Here is a 17500-nt window from a genome sequence, read left to right on the forward strand (position 1 = left end):
CTCACCGCGGTCAGCGGCGACGGCCCTTCTTGTCGTCCTTGATGTGACCCTTGAAGGTGCGTGTAGGAGCGAACTCACCGAGCTTGTGCCCGACCATCGACTCCGTCACAAACACCGGCACGTGCTTACGACCGTCATGCACGGCGAATGTGTGCCCAAGGAAATCGGGAGCGATCACAGAACGACGCGACCAAGTCTTAATAACTGCTTTGGACCCAGACTCGTTCTGAACGTCGACCTTCTTCTGCAGATGGTCGTCGATGAACGGGCCCTTTTTGAGGCTACGAGGCATATGCCATGACTCCTATCAGCGCTTCTTGCCCGTGCGACGACGACGCACGATGTATTTGTCGCTTTCCTTATTCGGACGACGTGTACGGCCTTCCGGCTGCCCCCACGGGGAAACAGGATGACGGCCACCAGACGTACGACCTTCACCACCACCATGCGGGTGATCAACAGGGTTCATCACAACACCACGGACGGTTGGGCGCTTGCCCTTCCAGCGCATACGGCCGGCTTTACCCCAGTTGATGTTGCTCTGCTCGGCGTTTCCAACTTCACCGATAGTCGCGCGGCAGCGCGCATCGACGTTGCGGATTTCACCTGAAGGCATACGCAGCTGTGCGTAAGGACCATCCTTGGCTACCAGCTGCACACGTGCACCTGCCGCACGAGCGATCTTTGCCCCTCCACCCGGACGCAATTCGATTGCGTGGATGATCGTACCGAGGGGGATGTTGCGCAGCGGAAGGTTGTTGCCTGGCTTGATGTCGGCCCCTGTGCCAGCTTCAACTGCATCGCCCTGACGGAGACGGTTCGGCGCGAGGATGTAGCGCTTACTTCCATCTGCATAGTGAAGAAGAGCGATTCGAGCTGTGCGGTTGGGGTCGTACTCGATGTGCGCGACGACCGCAGGAATGCCGTCTTTATCATGGCGACGGAAGTCAATAACACGGTACGCACGCTTGTGGCCACCACCGATGTGACGGGTGGTGATGCGCCCCTGGTTGTTGCGACCACCAGTTTTAGGTAGTGGGCGAACCAGCGACTTCTCCGGAGTGGAGCGCGTGATTTCTGCGAAGTCCGACACACTGGAACCACGACGGCCCGGCGTTGTCGGCTTGTATTTACGGATACCCATTGTTCAGTCCTCAGTTCCTACGCTCAGGCCCGAGCGCCGAAGATGTCGATGGAACCTTCTTTGAGGGTGACGATTGCGCGCTTGGTGTCTTTGCGCTTGCCCATCCCGAAACGGGTGCGGCGCGTCTTCCCCTGGCGGTTCAGCGTGTTAACGGAAGAGACCTTCACACCAAAAACCTGCTCCACTGCAAGGCGAATCTCGGTTTTGTTGGCAGAGGGGTCAACAATGAAGGTGTATTTACCCTCATCCATAAGTCCGTACGACTTCTCGGAGACGACCGGAGCGATCAGGATGTCGCGCGGGTCCTTGATGTTTGCGCTCACTTGGCTTCCTCCTGGGAGTTCGCCGCGCTACGCGAGTCGATGAGCGACGCAAGCGCGTTCTCGGTGAACACGACGTCGTCTGCGCACATCACGTCGTAGGTGTTCAGCTGGTCAACGTGCAGCGCGTGAACTGTCGGCAAGTTACGGACAGAAAGCGCACCCTGCTCGTCCCCTCGCGCTAGAACCACAAGAAGGTTCTTGCGGTCAGTAAGGCTATCGAGCAACGTACGGGCTGCCTTCGTAGAAGCAGAGTCAGAGACAACACCTTCAACTGCGTGAATGCGTCCATGACGAGCTCGGTCAGACAAAGCGCTGCGCAATGCAGCAGCTTTCATTTTCTTCGGGGTGCGCTGACTGTAATCACGAGGCTGAGGCCCGTGAACAGTTCCACCGCCAGCGAACTGAGGGGCACGGGTCGAACCCTGCCGAGCCCGCCCCGTTCCTTTCTGGCGGTATGGCTTCTTACCGCCACCACGGACCATGCCGCGGGTCTTCGTGGCGTGCGTTCCCTGTCGCGCAGCAGCAAGCTGTGCAACAACTACCTGATGGATCAGGGGAACATTAGTTTCCGCTTCAAAGATTTCGGCGGGCAGGTCGACTGAGCGACCGGTGTTACCACCGTCGAAGCCGATAATGTCAATCTTCGTCACGATGTCACGCTCCCTTAGCAGCAGTGCGGACGAGGACGATACCGCCGCGCGGACCGGGAACCGCACCCTTGACGAGGATGAAGCCCTTATCAGCATCGATAGCGTGGATCGTCAAGTTCTGAGTGGTCTGGCGCACGCCGCCCATACGGCCGGCCATACGCTGACCTTTGAAAATGCGTCCTGGAGTGGCACAGGCGCCAACAGAACCAGGCTTGCGGTGGTTTCGGTGCGCACCGTGGCTAGCAGAGACACCAGCGAAGCCGTGACGCTTCATCACACCAGCAAAACCTTTACCTTTGGTTTTTCCGGTGACGTCGATTTTCTGGCCACTTTCAAAAGCTGAGACCGTAATCTCCTGGCCAAGCGTGTATTCAGAAGAATTGTTAGTGCGAATTTCAACTAGGTGGCGGCGAGGCGCTACGCCTGCCTTCTCAAAGTGACCACGCAAAGGCTTCTTGACCTTGCGAGGATCAATTTCACCGAACCCAATCTGCACAGCCTCATAGCCGTCGGTGGCTGCATCCCGAATCTGAGTCACCACACAAGGCCCGGCCTTGATGACCGTCACTGGCACGAGGCGGTTCTGCTCATCCCAGACCTGCGTCATCCCCAGTTTCTCGCCGAGCACACCGGTGACAGCGCGCGAAGCGCTCTTTGCTGCATTACTCATCGCAGTTGTCACCGCCCTTACAGCTTAATCTCGATGTTGACGTCCGCAGGCAGGTCAAGTCGCATAAGCGAGTCAACGGCCTTAGGCGTCGGGTCCACGATGTCAATGAGGCGCTTGTGGGTGCGCATCTCAAAGTGCTCGCGGCTGTCTTTGTACTTGTGGGGCGACCGGATGACGCAGAACACGTTCTTCTCCGTCGGGAGCGGCACCGGGCCGACAACAGTCGCACCGGCACGCGTCACCGTGTCGACAATCTTCCGTGCCGAAGAATCGATGACTTCATGGTCATACGACTTCAGCCGGATGCGGATTTTTTGTCCCGCCATCGCTTCGTCAGACTCTCTCTCGTTTAATTCCGCTTGTAAGAATTCGGATCACCGACCCACGCGCTCGGGCGTGTCGCATATTCAGGAACACGATAAACAGACTCATCAACCTTTTGGTCTGGCCGACTGTTTACCTTCCCGGATCCGAGCCCAACGCATCCCTGCAAGAGCTCCAGATCCACGAATCTTATTTCGCGGTGCTAGTAACCTCTTTCGAGGGACTTGAAGTCCGATGCGATACCGAACTTCGCGTCAAGCAACCCGTTCACTCTGCCAGATAATTCACCGAAAGCACAAATCGGCTGATCAGTGGTGTCGACACACAAACCGGGGGCTCAGGTTGTTGACCTGAGCCCCCGGTTGGTGATTAATCACCTAGTTGATCACTTGATGATCGTTGTTACGTTACCAGCGCCGACCGTACGGCCACCCTCACGGATAGCGAACTTGAGGCCTTCTTCCATGGCGATGGGCTGAATCAGCTCCACCTTCATGCCGGTGTTGTCACCAGGCATAACCATTTCAACACCCTCAGGAAGGTGGACAACACCGGTCACATCCGTGGTACGGAAGTAGAACTGAGGACGGTAGTTGTCGTAGAAGGGCGTGTGACGGCCACCTTCATCCTTGGAAAGGATGTAGACCTGAGCGTCGAACTCCGTGTGAGGAGTGATGGAGCCCGGCTTGCAGACAACCTGGCCACGCTCAACGTCTTCACGCTTGGTTCCGCGGAGAAGCAGACCAACGTTCTCACCGGCCTGGCCCTCGTCGAGGAGCTTACGGAACATTTCGATACCGGTGACCGTGGTCTTCGTGGTTGCCTCGTGGATACCCACGATCTCAACCTCTTCGTTGACCTTCAGCACACCGCGCTCGATACGGCCGGTAACAACCGTGCCACGCCCGGTAATGGTGAAAACATCCTCGATAGGCATGAGGAAGGGCTTGTCGACTGCACGCTCCGGGGAAGGAATGTAGTCGTCGACTGCCTTCATGAGCTCGAGAATGGACTCGCTCCACTTGGCGTCGCCCTCGAGTGCCTTCAGTGCGGAGACCTGGACAACCGGAACGTCGTCGCCGGGGAACTCGTAGCTGGAAAGCAGCTCACGAACTTCCATTTCGACGAGCTCGAGGATTTCCTCGTCCTCGACCATGTCAGTCTTGTTGAGCGCCACGACGATGTAGGGAACGCCGACCTGGCGGGCCAGGAGAACGTGTTCCTTCGTCTGCGGCATGGGGCCGTCGGTTGCAGCAACAACCAGAATGGCGCCGTCCATCTGAGCCGCACCGGTGATCATGTTCTTCACGTAGTCAGCGTGCCCGGGGCAGTCGACGTGCGCGTAGTGACGGCTCTCGGTCTGGTACTCAATGTGAGCGATCGAGATGGTGATGCCGCGCTGCTTCTCTTCAGGCGCCTTGTCGATGGAGTCGAACGGGGAAGCCTCGTTCAGATCCGGGTACGCGTCGTGCAGAACCTTCGAGATCGCAGCCGTCAGCGTCGTCTTACCGTGGTCAATGTGACCAATGGTGCCGATGTTGACGTGCGGCTTGGTCCGCTCGAACTTCGCCTTCGCCACTTGGGTCCTCCTGTGGACTTGATTGGTTAACGCCGTACATCCACTTGGGTGGCGACGTTGTTGGACTATTTACTGCGTTAGCAGCGTGAAGAGCCGACGGGTGAGTGTACCCGCCTCACTCGCCTCGCATCTTCTTGATGATCTCGTCCGCGACGTTCTTGGGAACTTCAGCGTACGAGTCGAACTGCATCGAGTAGTTAGCGCGGCCCTGCGTCTTAGAACGCAGGTCACCAACGTACCCGAACATCTCGGACAGCGGCACAAGGCCACGAACGACCTTAGCGCCACTGATGTCTTCCATGGACTGGATGTGGCCACGGCGAGAGTTGATGTCACCGATAACATCACCCATATACTCTTCGGGCGTACGAACCTCAACAGCCATCATTGGCTCAAGCAGGGCAGGGTCTGCCTTACGAAGAGCTTCCTTCGTTGCCATCGAGCCAGCGATCTTGAAGGCCATTTCGGACGAGTCAACATCGTGGTATGCACCATCGATCAAGGTTGCTTTCACACCCACGATGGGATACCCAGCCAACACACCGTGCTGAAGCGCGTCCTGAATACCATGGTCAACGCTTGGAATGTACTCACGCGGAATACGGCCACCTGTAACCGCATTCTCGAATTCGTACATTTCACCCTCGGCAGTGTCCAAAGGTTCAAAGGTGATTTGCACCTTACCGAACTGACCGGAGCCACCAGTCTGCTTCTTGTGGGTGTAGTCGAACTTCTCAACCGTGCGACGGATGGTCTCACGGTAAGCGACCTGCGGCTTACCGATGTTGGCCTCAACCTTGAACTCACGCTTCATGCGGTCAACAAGGATGTCAAGGTGAAGCTCACCCATACCCTTGATAACAGTCTGACCAGATTCCTGATCAAGCTCGACCTGGAAGGTGGGGTCCTCTTGCGCCAACTTTTGAATAGCGGTCGAGAGCTTCTCCTGGTCACCTTTGGTCTTAGGCTCAATAGCAACCGAGATAACAGGCTCCGGGAAAGTCATCGACTCCAGAACAATCTGATTGTCTGGGTCACACAACGTGTCACCTGTTGTCGTTTCCTTCAGGCCGACCATGGCGTAGATGTTTCCAGCCACTGCCTCATCAACAGGGTTTTCCTTGTTGGCATGCATCTGGAAAAGCTTGCCGACACGCTCTTTCTTGCCTTTAGTCGAGTTAACGACCTGGCTACCTGCGTTAATGCGCCCAGAGTACACACGAACGAACGTGAGGGTACCAAAGAATGGGTGTGCCGCAACCTTGAAGGCGAGAGCGGAGAATGGCTCGGCTTTGTCGGGGTGACGCTCCATTTCAACGTCTTCGTGCCCGACTTTATGTCCCTTGACTGCCTCAACATCCATTGGTGTTGGCAGGTAGTCGATGACAGCATCCAACATCGGCTGCACACCACGGTTCTTGAAGGCAGAACCACAGAGAACCGGGTACAGCTCAGAGGTCACCGTAAGCTTGCGAATGCCAGCCTTGAGCTCGTCGATCGTAAGCTCTTCGCCACCTAGGTACTTCTCCATGAGCTCGTCATCGCTCTCAGCAACGCGCTCAACAAGAAGGCTGCGGTATTCCTCAGCCTTTTCTTTAAGGTCCTCAGGGATCTCCTGGATTTCGTACTTAGCCCCAAGAGTCACGTCACCCTTGGCGTCACCAGGCCAGACAAGTGCACGGCTGTGAAGTAGGTCAATCACACCAAGGAAGTCAGATTCCGCACCGATGGGGAGCTGCAGCACGAGCGGCTCCGCACCAAGACGATCTTTAATCGTCTGGACCGTGAAGTAGAAGTCCGCACCCATCTTGTCCATCTTGTTGACGAAGCAGATGCGGGGGACGTCATATTTATCAGCCTGACGCCACACTGTCTCAGACTGAGGCTCGACACCTTCTTTGCCATCGAACACTGCGACGGCACCATCGAGGACACGGAGCGAACGCTCCACCTCAACGGTGAAGTCGACGTGCCCGGGGGTGTCGATGATGTTGATCTGGTTACCCTCCCAGAAACAGGTAACAGCAGCCGAGGTAATCGTGATACCCCGCTCTTTTTCCTGCTCCATCCAGTCAGTCGTCGAAGCACCATCGTGGGTTTCACCCAACTTGTGGTTGACGCCTGTATAGAAGAGGATGCGCTCCGTCGTCGTCGTCTTACCGGCGTCGATGTGCGCCATGATGCCGATGTTGCGGACCTTCTTCAGGTCTGTGAGGACATCCTGTGCCACGTGATCTCTCGTCTCGTTTCGTGTTTCCCAGTCGCCTCAGGTCTGCCCGAAATCGCAGGCCTTCCGCGGAACTTACCTTCGGTGCCACCAAACCAATTCAAAGCCAGTGACACCGAAGAATAAATTCGTCTTACCAGCGGTAGTGAGCGAAGGCCCGGTTGGACTCCGCCATCTTGTGGGTGTCCTCACGACGCTTCACAGCAGCACCAAGGCCGTTACTTGCGTCAAGGATTTCATTCATAAGTCGCTCGGTCATCGTCTTCTCGCGACGCTGACGTGAGTAACCCACCAACCAGCGCAAACCGAGCGTGGTTGAACGTCCAGCACGGACCTCAACAGGAACCTGATAGGTCGCACCACCGACACGGCGGCTACGCACTTCAAGAGTCGGCTTGATGTTGTCGAGAGCACGCTTGAGGATGGCAACTGGGTCAGTTCCCGTTTTTTCACGGCATCCTTCGAGCGCACCGTAAACAATGCGTTCTGCGGTGGACTTTTTACCGTCCAACAGGATCTTGTTGACGAGCTGGGTGACCAGCGGAGACCCGTAAACAGGGTCGGACATAATAGGGCGCTTGGGAGCAGGACCTTTACGAGGCATTACTTCTTCTCCCTCTTTGCACCGTAACGGCTGCGAGCCTGGCTCCGGTTCTTTACACCCTGGGTGTCAAGCGAGCCACGAATGATCTTGTAACGAACGCCAGGAAGGTCCTTGACACGTCCACCACGCACGAGCACGATCGAGTGCTCCTGCAAGTTGTGGCCAACGCCAGGGATGTAAGCGGTTACCTCAACACCCGAAGTGAGCTTCACACGAGCAACCTTACGGAGAGCCGAGTTCGGCTTCTTGGGTGTCGTGGTGTAGACGCGACTGCAAACGCCGCGCCGCTGCGGGTTGCCCTTCAGTGCCGGGGACTTGACCTTCGAGGCCTTATCCTGCCGGCCCTTGCGGACGAGCTGGTTAATGGTGGGCACAAAAACTCCATTGCTGTAGTGATCCGGCAATCCTTGATGGTTTGCCATCCTTGGTGTTTCCACGAATCACCTAGGACTCGCGGCTCTCCCCTGCACTTCTCGAAAGATTCATCCAGTGAACCTTCTGAGCTGCCCGGCGAAAGGACATGGATCTAAGAGCCTGCGCACTGAAGATATGCGGCGCACCTGACGGCACTCCGAGTTACTCAAGAAACTCTTTTACTCCACGTGGACACAACTGCCCAGACCCATGCACCTCAAGAGTAAGGCCGAGAGAGAACCCGAACCAAATTTGAACACGTCACACACGCGATATGCATATATACAGTGCGATTACCTGTGAGGATACAGTCGTAAAAAGACGAACCGACCCACGCGGTCGGGCGGGTTGAACCTTTCAATCAAACCCTCGAACTTATATAGGGCTGGGCCCCGCACTGAGTGCGGGGCCCAGCCCTATAAGGGACTTAACGGCGGATTAGCCGAAAGTCATCAGTCACTAAATCCAAGCGATGCATCGTCCAACCGAACAGCTTCACCCGATCCTGGACCGAAGACTGGATAGTCGAACTGCTGATAATCCGGCAACGAATACATCGTTGCTTTCGCTTCCTCGGTAGGCTCAACTCGCGTGTTCCGGTACTGAGTAAGCCCGGTACCTGCAGGAATGAGCTTACCGAGAATGACATTCTCCTTAAGACCAAGGAGCGGGTCAGACTTAGCGTTAATCGCCGCATCGGTAAGCACTCGAGTGGTCTCCTGGAAAGAGGCTGCCGAAAGCCACGAGTCAGTAGCAAGCGAAGCTTTCGTAATACCCATCAGCTCAGGTCGACCCGAAGCAGGCTTGCCACCCTCGGCAACAACCCGTCGGTTTTCCAACTCGAAGTGACCACGCTCAGCCATCGAACCTGGCAAGAGATCTGCATCTCCAGCCTCGATAATTGTCACTCGGCGAAGCATCTGGCGAACAATGACCTCGATGTGCTTGTCGTGGATGGATACACCCTGCTGGCGATAGACGCCCTGCACTTCTTCCACAAGGTGGATCTGAACCGCACGCGGACCCAAAATACGCAATACCTGCTTGGGATCCACTGGTCCTGCGACGACTCGTGCACCAATCTCGGCGTGATCACCGTTGTTAACCAACAAACGGGCTCGCTTCGAGACGGGGTAAGCCTGTTCCTCAGAACCATCATCTGGTGTAATCAGGATGCGGCGAGACTTATCCGTTTCTTCAATTTCCACACGGCCGGCAGTCTCAATGATCGGAGCGACGCCCTTGGGTGTACGTGCTTCGAATAGCTCGACAACACGCGGAAGACCCTGGGTGATGTCATCACCTGCAGCACCACCAGTGTGGAAGGTACGCATGGTGAGCTGAGTACCAGGCTCGCCAATCGATTGCGCAGCGATGATACCTACTGCTTCACCAATCTCAACGAGCTTTCCGGTGGCCAAAGAACGGCCGTAGCACAAGGCACAGGTGCCGACATGGCTATCACACGTAAGAACCGATCGAACCTTGACCTGCTCAACTCCTGCCGCAACCAACCTCGCGATTAGCACATCGCCAACGTCGGCTCCAGCAGAGGCGAGGACCTCGCCATCTTTCACTACGTCTTCGGCGAGAGTCCTTGCATAAACAGCAGACTCAACATTCTCATCGAGTACAAGCTCGCCTTCACTGTTCCTCACGGCGATAGGCAAGGTGAGGCCACGCATCGTTCCGCAATCGTGCTCACGGATGATGACATCCTGAGACACATCAACGAGACGACGCGTGAGGTATCCAGAGTCCGCTGTACGAAGAGCGGTGTCTGCAAGACCCTTACGAGCACCGTGAGTAGAAATGAAGAACTCGAGAACCGAAAGGCCCTCACGGAAGTTCGACATAATCGGACGCGGAATGATTTCACCCTTCGGGTTTGCCATCAATCCACGCATTCCAGCGATCTGACGGAGCTGGAACCAGTTACCACGTGCCCCCGAAGAAACCATCCGATAGATCGGGTTTAGCTTGGGGAAGTTCTCCTGCATAGCAGAAGCAACCTTGTTAGTTCCCTCAGTCCAAATTTCAATCAGCTCTTGACGGCGTTCCTCGTCAGTCAAAAGACCGCGCTCGAACTGCGTCTGAACTTTCTCTGCTTTGGACTCGTACTGGCTAAGGATCTCATCCTTGTTCGGAGGCATAACCACGTCAGCCACGGCGACAGTCGCACCTGAGCGAGTACCCCAGTAGTAGCCGAGCTCCTTCAGCGCATCGAGGCTGGCCGCAACCTGAACCTTGCTGTACCGCTCTGCGAGGTCGTTGACAATGGCGCCAAGCTTTTTCTTGTCAACTGGTTCTTCAACCCATGGGTAATCCACAGGCAATGCTGTGTTGAAAATGTAGCGCCCCAGAGTCGTTTCAATGACAACACCATCGAAACGGCCATTGGCATTGGGGACCAACCCTTCCGGTGCCGCTTCTCCTAGCCCCGGGACGAAATCATCGATCCTGATCTTTACGGACGATCCGAGATGGATTTCGCCAGCATCGAAAGCCATCTGCGCTTCCTCTGCGGAGCGGAATGCCCTGCCAGCACCAGGCCCATCCTCACGAATACTGGTGAGGTGGAATAGGCCGATAATCATGTCCTGAGAAGGCATGGTCACCGGTCGACCATCCGATGGTTTAAGGATGTTATTGCTGCTGAGCATGAGAATTCGAGCCTCAGCCTGAGCCTCTGGCGAAAGCGGCACGTGGACTGCCATCTGGTCGCCGTCGAAGTCCGCGTTGAAGGCGCCACACACAAGCGGGTGAAGCTTAATAGCTTTACCTTCGACCAGCTGGGGCTCAAAAGCCTGAATACCAAGTCGGTGCAGCGTAGGTGCACGGTTCAACAAGACAGGGTGCTCAGTAATGACCTCTTCGAGAACATCCCACACCTGCGGACGTGACCGCTCCACCATGCGCTTGGCGCTCTTAATGTTCTGTGCGTGGTCCAGATCGACCAAGCGCTTCATCACGAAGGGCTTGAAGAGCTCCAATGCCATCTGCTTGGGCAGACCACACTGGTGCAGTTTCAAAGTCGGACCGACCACGATGACAGAACGACCAGAGTAGTCAACACGCTTACCCAGCAAGTTCTGACGGAAACGTCCCTGCTTCCCCTTCAACATGTCCGAAAGGGACTTAAGAGGACGGTTACCTGGCCCGGTAACAGGGCGGCCACGACGACCGTTATCGAAGAGTGCGTCAACAGCCTCCTGCAGCATCCGCTTCTCGTTATTCACGATAATCTCGGGAGCACCGAGATCAAGGAGACGCTTGAGACGGTTGTTGCGGTTAATAACCCGTCGGTACAGGTCATTCAGGTCAGAGGTCGCAAAGCGGCCACCATCCAACTGCACCATCGGACGCAAATCCGGCGGAATAACCGGAATGCAGTCCAAAACCATGCCATTGGGATTGTTGTCCGTGGTTTGGAAAGCCGTGACAACACGAAGACGCTTAATGGCACGCGTCTTTTTCTGACCTTTTCCGGTCTGGATGATCTCACGTAGCTGCTCAGCCTCAGCCTCAAGATCAAAAGTCTCCAGGCGCTTCTGCAGGGCAGCTGCACCCATGGATCCCTCGAAATACATGCCGAAGCGGTCACGCATTTCGCGGTAGAGCATTTCGTCACCTTCAAGGTCTTGCACCTTGAGGTTCTTGAACCGGGTCCATACCTGGTCAAGGCGTTCTGCCTCTTTATCCGCTTTCTTGCGGATGGAGTTCATCTCACGTTCTGCGGAATCACGCACTTTGCGGCGAACGTCGCCTTTAGCGCCTTCTGCTTCAAGCTCTGCAATATCTGCCTCGAGCTTTTTTGCTCGCTCTTCAATCTTGGCGTCACGCGCGTTCTCAAGGCTCTTTTTCTCAACCTCGATTTGAGCTTCAAGAGAAGGAAGATCACGGTGACGCGCTTCCTCGTCAACGCTGGTGATCATGTAAGCCGCGAAGTAGATGACCTTTTCAAGGTCTTTCGGGGCCAAATCAAGCAGGTAGCCCAAGCGGCTTGGAACACCCTTGAAGTACCAAATATGTGTCACAGGAGCAGCTAGCTCAATGTGCCCCATCCGCTCACGGCGCACACTAGAGCGGGTCACCTCGACGCCACAGCGTTCGCAGATGATGCCTTTAAAGCGCACCCGCTTGTACTTACCGCAGTAGCATTCCCAGTCACGAGTCGGACCAAAAATACGCTCGCAGAAAAGACCGTCCTTTTCTGGCTTAAGCGTGCGGTAGTTAATCGTCTCGGGCTTTTTCACCTCGCCATGGCTCCAAGTACGGATGTCATCCGCGCTGGCCAGGCCGATACGCAGCTCGTCAAAGTAGTTGACGTCGAGCACGTGTGTCCTTCTCTCGTCAGTAGAGGTGTAGGTCGCAAGTTCACGTTGGCCGATCGAGATTGGAATCTCTGACCGGCGAAGGTGCCTCGTACAGACGTACGAGGCGCTGCGTCCGGATCGCTGGGGCAACTACGTCGCCCCAGCGATCGAGGTCGTTAGACCTCTTCGACCGTGCTGGGCTCGCGGCGGGACAGGTCGATTCCGAGCTCATCAGCTGCGCGGAACACTTCCTGCTCCGGCTCACGGAGGTCGATCTCAGTGCCGTCCGTAGAAAGAACTTCCACATTCAGGCACAAAGACTGCATTTCTTTGATGAGAACCTTGAACGATTCCGGGATGCCCGGCTCGGGAATGTTCTCACCCTTCACAATGGCCTCGTACACCTTCACGCGACCATTGACGTCGTCAGATTTGATCGTGAGAAGTTCCTGCAGCGCATACGCGGCACCGTAAGCCTCCAGTGCCCACACTTCCATTTCACCAAAGCGCTGACCACCGAACTGAGCCTTACCACCCAGTGGCTGCTGCGTGATCATGGAGTACGGGCCTGTGCTACGGGCGTGGATCTTGTCGTCGACCAGGTGGTGCAGCTTCAGGATGTACATGTATCCCACTGCGATGGGATCAGGGTAAGGCTCACCGGAGCGACCATCGAAGAGACGCGCTTTTCCATCAGTAGCAACAAGACGCTGCCCATCCCGGGTAGGAAGTGTCGATCCAAGCAGACCTCGGATTTCTTCCTCTGTTGCGCCATCAAAAACAGGCGTAGCAACGCGGGTCAAAGCAGGAGCAGTGCGACCGTCCTCAGGGATCATGCGTGCCCAATCGGGATCACCCTCGATGTCCCATCCGCGGCTTGCGATCCACCCAAGGTGAATTTCAAGCACCTGACCGATGTTCATACGACCAGGAACGCCCAGCGGGTTAAGAATGATGTCAACGGGCGTGCCGTCTTCCAAGAAGGGCATGTCTTCAACCGGCATGATGCGGCTGATAACACCCTTGTTTCCGTGACGCCCAGAAAGCTTGTCACCCACTGTGATCTTGCGCTTGTTTGCGACGTAGACGCGCACAAGCTGGTTCACGCCTGGTGGAAGTTCATCTCCCTCTTCACGGTCAAAGACCTTGACACCAATGACCGTTCCCGTTTCACCGTGTGGAACTTTGAGAGAGGTGTCCCGCACCTCGCGGGCTTTCTCACCGAAGATGGCGCGAAGCAAACGCTCTTCCGGAGTCAGCTCGGTTTCACCCTTGGGAGTGACCTTTCCGACGAGCAGATCACCGTCACGAACTTCAGCGCCGATACGGATGATGCCGCGTTCGTCCAGATCAGCAAGTACATCCTCAGAAACGTTGGGGATGTCTCGAGTGATTTCTTCTGGGCCGAGCTTGGTATCACGGGCATCGACTTCGTGTTCTTCGATGTGGATCGAAGAAAGGACGTCATCCTGGACTAGTCGCTGAGACAGGATGATGGCGTCTTCGTAGTTGTAGCCTTCCCACGGCATGAATGCCACAAGGAGGTTACGTCCAAGGCTCATCTCACCACCGGCAGTCGCAGGACCGTCAGCAATAACTTCGCCAAGTTCGACGCGGTCACCTTCATTCACCACGACGCGCTGGTTGTAACAAGTGCCCTGGTTAGAGCGGCGGAACTTATCGATGCGATATGTGAGGTAGGAGCCGTCATCACCGGTGACATCGACGAGATCTGCGGTCACTCGAGTGACCACACCAGCAGCCTTGGCACGAACAACATCACCGGAGTCGAGAGCTGCGCGGTACTCCATACCCGTACCCACAAAAGGAGCTTCACTGCGCACCAGCGGCACTGCCTGGCGCTGCATGTTAGCTCCCATCAGGGCACGGTTGGCGTCATCGTGCTCCAGGAATGGGATAAGCGCTGTTGCGGCAGAAACCATCTGACGCGGCGAGACATCCATGTAGTCAATGTCTTCGGCTGGAACATCGTCAGATTCGCCGCCTTTACGACGAGCTAGCACACGCTCTTCAACGAATTTTCCGTCTTCACCGATCGGGGCATTTGCCTGAGCGATGATGAACTCGTCCTCTTCGTCTGCGGACAGGTAGTGAACCTCATCCGTGACTGCCCCGAACTCGCACTTACGGTAAGGCGTCTCAATAAAACCGAAGGGGTTAATGCGAGCATAGGAAGCCAAAGCACCAATAAGACCGATGTTCGGACCTTCAGGGGTCTCAATGGGACACATACGTCCGTAGTGCGACGGGTGAACGTCACGAACTTCCATGCCAGCGCGGTCGCGAGAAAGACCACCAGGACCAAGTGCAGAAAGACGACGTTTGTGCGTCAGTCCTGCAAGTGGATTGTTCTGATCCATGAACTGAGACAACTGGCTCGTGCCAAAGAACTCACGGATAGAGGCAACAACAGGACGGATGTTGATCAACGTTTGCGGCGTGATTGCCTCAACGTCCTGCGTCGTCATGCGCTCACGGACAACACGCTCCATGCGTGACAGGCCTGTACGGACCTGGTTCTGAATAAGTTCACCAACGCTGCGAAGACGACGGTTTCCGAAGTGATCGATGTCATCCGTTTCGACGCGAACAGCCACGTCTTTGCCGTCACGGTGCCCTGGCAGAGATGTTTCTCCTGCGTGCAGCGCTACCAGGTATTTAATCGTTGCGACGATGTCTTCGACAGTCAGAGTGTTGACCGCCCGATCCGTTTCAATACCAAGCTTCTTGTTGACCTTGTAACGGCCGACCTTGGCAAGGTCGTAACGCTTGGGGTTGAAGTACAGATTGTTAAGGAGGTTCTGAGCTGCTTCCTTGGTCGGAGGTTCGCCCGGACGCAGCTTGCGGTAGATGTCAAGAAGGGCTTCGTCCTGCGAAGCAGTGTTGTCCTTTTCGAGGGTGGCACGCATGGAGTCGTACTCACCAAACTCTTCAAGGATCTGAGCGTCGGTCCAGCCCAGTGCTTTAAGGAGCACCGTGACAGATTGCTTGCGCTTGCGATCAACACGAACACCAACCTGGTCACGCTTGTCAATCTCGAATTCGAGCCAGGCCCCACGGCTCGGGATGATCTTGGCAGTGAAAATGTCTTTGTCGCTGGTTTTATCTGGCGCAGACTCGAAATATGCACCAGGGCTGCGCACCAGCTGCGAAACAACGACACGCTCGGTGCCGTTAATGATGAAGGTGCCTTGATCTGTCATGAGTGGGAAGTCACCCATGAACACGGTCTGGCTTTTAATTTCACCAGTCGTGTTATTCATGAACTCGGCAGTGACGAACAGCGGAGCGCTGTACGTCATGTCCTTTTCTTTGCACTCCTCAAGGGAGTACTTCATCTCTTCGAACCGGTGATCACGGAACGAGAGGGACATCGAACCCGAGAAGTCTTCGATAGGCGAGATCTCTTCAAAGATCTCTTCGAGGCCGGAGTGCTCGGCCACATCGTTCCGGCCAGCCTCGAGGGCCTCCGCAACTCGATCCTGCCATCTCTCGTTACCAAGCAACCAGTCAAAGCTCTCCGTTTGGAGAGCAAGAAGGTCAGGTACTTCGAGGGGTTCGCGAATCTTCGCGAACGACACCCGCCCGGAGGGGGTGATGGCGCTCGACATCTTCTGGGTCGCAATACGCGAGGAAGCCAAGGATGGTCCTTCCGCAAGGCCTGTGGTTGACGGCGGTCGCGCGCCTGCAGACCATGCAGTCTTAGCTTCGACTAACGATCACGAGGAACATGCACAAGGCGTAGCCCACCCTTAGCCCCGAAGGGCTTAGAACGGCGACCGTCCACCGTTGTCGGTGTCATCCATGACATATCCCGACGGTGTAATCATGTCGACCACAGCAGGCTGACCGATCTACGCTTCGATACACGACCCGTGAACTGGCCTTTTACCCGTCAGTCTCTATGTGTTTCAACGTAAGTCAGGACACACAAAAACTAGAGGTGAAGCCAAGAAGCACATGGGCAGCGCAAAGCGTTAGCATACCTACTTTATCTGTAAAATCCAAATTAACGTCAAGACACATCACCGGTTCACCCAGGAAAAGAACCCTAAAACCTCTAACTCCCCCACCGCAAACACAGTGAAGGCAGGATAAATCTGACGATTTATCCTGCCTTCACTCAGAGAAAGAGCGGGTTACCCCGCAGCAATCACTTAAGCGTGACGGTGGCGCCAGCGCCCTCCAGGGCAGCCTTAGCCTTCTCAGCGTCATCCTTCTTTGCGCCTTCGAGGACAGCCTTCGGGGCGCCGTCAACGAGGTCCTTGGCTTCCTTCAGGCCGAGAGAGGTAAGTGCACGAACCTCTTTGATGACCTGGATCTTCTTGTCGCCAGCGGACTCGAGGATGACGTCGAACTCGTCCTTCTCCTCGGCAGCAGCGGCGTCGCCACCTGCAGCCGGAGCAGCAACAGCCACAGCAGCCGGAGCAGCAGCGGTAACGTCGAACTTCTCCTCGAACGCCTTGACGAACTCAGAGAGCTCGATAAGGGTCATTTCTTCGAACTGGGCGAGGAGCTCCTCGGTGGAAAGCTTGGCCATGGTGATGGTCCTTCCTGATGTCACTACGTTTGCTCGATGTAGGGCCAACTAGACCGCACATCGCTGCGCTCTTACGAACGCGGGAAAAACCGGTGAGGACACCGGGATGATCACTCGGCAGCAGCCTCGTCTGCCGAAGGTGCACCTTCGGCAGTCTTGGCGCGAAGAGCGTCGACCGTGCGCGCCGCCTTGGAGAGCGGAGCGACGAACATGTAAGCAGCCTGGCTGATCTTGGCCTTCATGCCACCCGCCAACTTGGCAAGTAGCACCTCGCGGGACTCGAGGTCCGCGAGCTGAGCGACTTCCTCAGCACTAAGGGTCTTACCGTCAAGGACAGCACCCTTAATAACGAGCTTGTCGTTGGCCTTGGCGAAGTCACGCAACGTCTTTGCAGCCGCCACCGGGTCACCGGAAACGAATGCGACAGCCGTCGGACCCGAGAGCTTGCCATCAAATGCCGTAACACCAGCATTCGTAGCCGCGATCTGCGTCAGCGTGTTCTTCACCACCGAGTACGAACCATTGGGGCGCAACTGAGTACGCAGCTCAGCAAGCTGCGCGACAGTCAGACCCCGGTACTCGGTCAGCACGGCCGCACCGGACTCGCGGAATTTCTCCTCGAGCTCGGCGATGGCTGCCTGCTTTGCGGGCGTTGCCATATGGCCTCCTTCATGGGTTCGAGCCGGCA

Annotated in this window: 14 protein-coding genes; all 14 read right to left on the reverse strand. The window is 56.1% G+C overall.

Annotation, left to right across the window (positions count from 1 at the left end; genetic code table 11):
- Nucleotides 1-10: 10 nt before the first annotated feature.
- Entirely contained in the window at nucleotides 11-292 is a 282-nt protein-coding gene (gene rpsS, locus CKV89_RS09950; protein WP_028326545.1) for a 30S ribosomal protein S19, read from the reverse strand.
- Nucleotides 293-307: 15 nt separating this feature from the next.
- Entirely contained in the window at nucleotides 308-1144 is an 837-nt protein-coding gene (gene rplB, locus CKV89_RS09955) for a 50S ribosomal protein L2 (protein ID WP_084440850.1), read from the reverse strand.
- A gap of 23 nt (nucleotides 1145-1167) precedes the next feature.
- Nucleotides 1168-1467, reverse strand: a complete 300-nt coding sequence (gene rplW, locus CKV89_RS09960; RefSeq protein ID WP_028326548.1) for a 50S ribosomal protein L23 — start codon at nucleotides 1465-1467, stop codon at nucleotides 1168-1170.
- A complete protein-coding gene (gene rplD, locus CKV89_RS09965; protein ID WP_028326549.1) occupies nucleotides 1464-2117 on the reverse strand; it encodes a 50S ribosomal protein L4 in 654 nt (217 codons plus the stop codon). Before rplD ends, rplW begins: the two co-directional genes overlap by 4 nt.
- A gap of 4 nt (nucleotides 2118-2121) precedes the next feature.
- Nucleotides 2122-2787 (reverse strand): 50S ribosomal protein L3, encoded by a 666-nt coding sequence (gene rplC, locus CKV89_RS09970; protein ID WP_034400652.1) that lies wholly within the window; start codon nucleotides 2785-2787, stop codon nucleotides 2122-2124.
- Between the two features lie 17 nt (nucleotides 2788-2804).
- Nucleotides 2805-3113: a 30S ribosomal protein S10 gene (gene rpsJ, locus CKV89_RS09975; RefSeq protein WP_006946210.1), complete on the reverse strand. Its 309-nt coding sequence runs from the start codon at nucleotides 3111-3113 to the stop codon at nucleotides 2805-2807.
- A 383-nt stretch (nucleotides 3114-3496) separates the two neighbouring features.
- Nucleotides 3497-4690, reverse strand: a complete 1194-nt coding sequence (gene tuf, locus CKV89_RS09980) for an elongation factor Tu (protein ID WP_028326551.1) — start codon at nucleotides 4688-4690, stop codon at nucleotides 3497-3499.
- A gap of 115 nt (nucleotides 4691-4805) precedes the next feature.
- On the reverse strand, nucleotides 4806-6920 hold the full coding sequence (gene fusA, locus CKV89_RS09985; RefSeq protein ID WP_028326552.1) for an elongation factor G: 2115 nt from the start codon (nucleotides 6918-6920) through the stop codon (nucleotides 4806-4808).
- A 130-nt stretch (nucleotides 6921-7050) separates the two neighbouring features.
- Entirely contained in the window at nucleotides 7051-7521 is a 471-nt protein-coding gene (rpsG, locus tag CKV89_RS09990; protein WP_028326553.1) for a 30S ribosomal protein S7, read from the reverse strand.
- Entirely contained in the window at nucleotides 7521-7895 is a 375-nt protein-coding gene (rpsL, locus tag CKV89_RS09995) for a 30S ribosomal protein S12 (protein WP_028326554.1), read from the reverse strand. Before rpsL ends, rpsG begins: the two co-directional genes overlap by 1 nt.
- A gap of 492 nt (nucleotides 7896-8387) precedes the next feature.
- Nucleotides 8388-12272 (reverse strand): DNA-directed RNA polymerase subunit beta', encoded by a 3885-nt coding sequence (locus CKV89_RS10000; RefSeq protein ID WP_028326555.1) that lies wholly within the window; start codon nucleotides 12270-12272, stop codon nucleotides 8388-8390.
- A gap of 155 nt (nucleotides 12273-12427) precedes the next feature.
- Nucleotides 12428-15913 (reverse strand): DNA-directed RNA polymerase subunit beta, encoded by a 3486-nt coding sequence (gene rpoB / locus CKV89_RS10005; RefSeq protein WP_028326556.1) that lies wholly within the window; start codon nucleotides 15911-15913, stop codon nucleotides 12428-12430.
- Between the two features lie 512 nt (nucleotides 15914-16425).
- Nucleotides 16426-16812, reverse strand: a complete 387-nt coding sequence (gene rplL / locus CKV89_RS10010) for a 50S ribosomal protein L7/L12 (RefSeq protein WP_028326557.1) — start codon at nucleotides 16810-16812, stop codon at nucleotides 16426-16428.
- Between the two features lie 110 nt (nucleotides 16813-16922).
- Nucleotides 16923-17471, reverse strand: a complete 549-nt coding sequence (rplJ, locus tag CKV89_RS10015) for a 50S ribosomal protein L10 (RefSeq protein WP_028326558.1) — start codon at nucleotides 17469-17471, stop codon at nucleotides 16923-16925.
- Nucleotides 17472-17500 lie beyond the last annotated feature (29 nt).

Source organism: Dermatophilus congolensis, assembly GCF_900187045.1.
In the GTDB taxonomy this organism is placed as follows: domain Bacteria; phylum Actinomycetota; class Actinomycetes; order Actinomycetales; family Dermatophilaceae; genus Dermatophilus; species Dermatophilus congolensis.

Excerpts from the sequence above, each read along its gene's own strand:
- rplB (WP_084440850.1), bottom strand. The coding sequence starts at position 1,144 with ATGGGTATCCGTAAATACAAGCCGACAACGCCGGGCCGTCGTGGTTCC.
- rpsS (WP_028326545.1), bottom strand. The coding sequence starts at position 292 with ATGCCTCGTAGCCTCAAAAAGGGCCCGTTCATCGACGACCATCTGCAG.
- rplC (WP_034400652.1), bottom strand. The coding sequence starts at position 2,787 with ATGAGTAATGCAGCAAAGAGCGCTTCGCGCGCTGTCACCGGTGTGCTC.
- rpsJ (WP_006946210.1), bottom strand. The coding sequence starts at position 3,113 with ATGGCGGGACAAAAAATCCGCATCCGGCTGAAGTCGTATGACCATGAA.
- rpsG (WP_028326553.1), bottom strand. The coding sequence starts at position 7,521 with ATGCCTCGTAAAGGTCCTGCTCCCAAGCGCCCTATTATGTCCGACCCT.
- rplL (WP_028326557.1), bottom strand. The coding sequence starts at position 16,812 with ATGGCCAAGCTTTCCACCGAGGAGCTCCTCGCCCAGTTCGAAGAAATG.
- rplJ (WP_028326558.1), bottom strand. The coding sequence starts at position 17,471 with ATGGCAACGCCCGCAAAGCAGGCAGCCATCGCCGAGCTCGAGGAGAAA.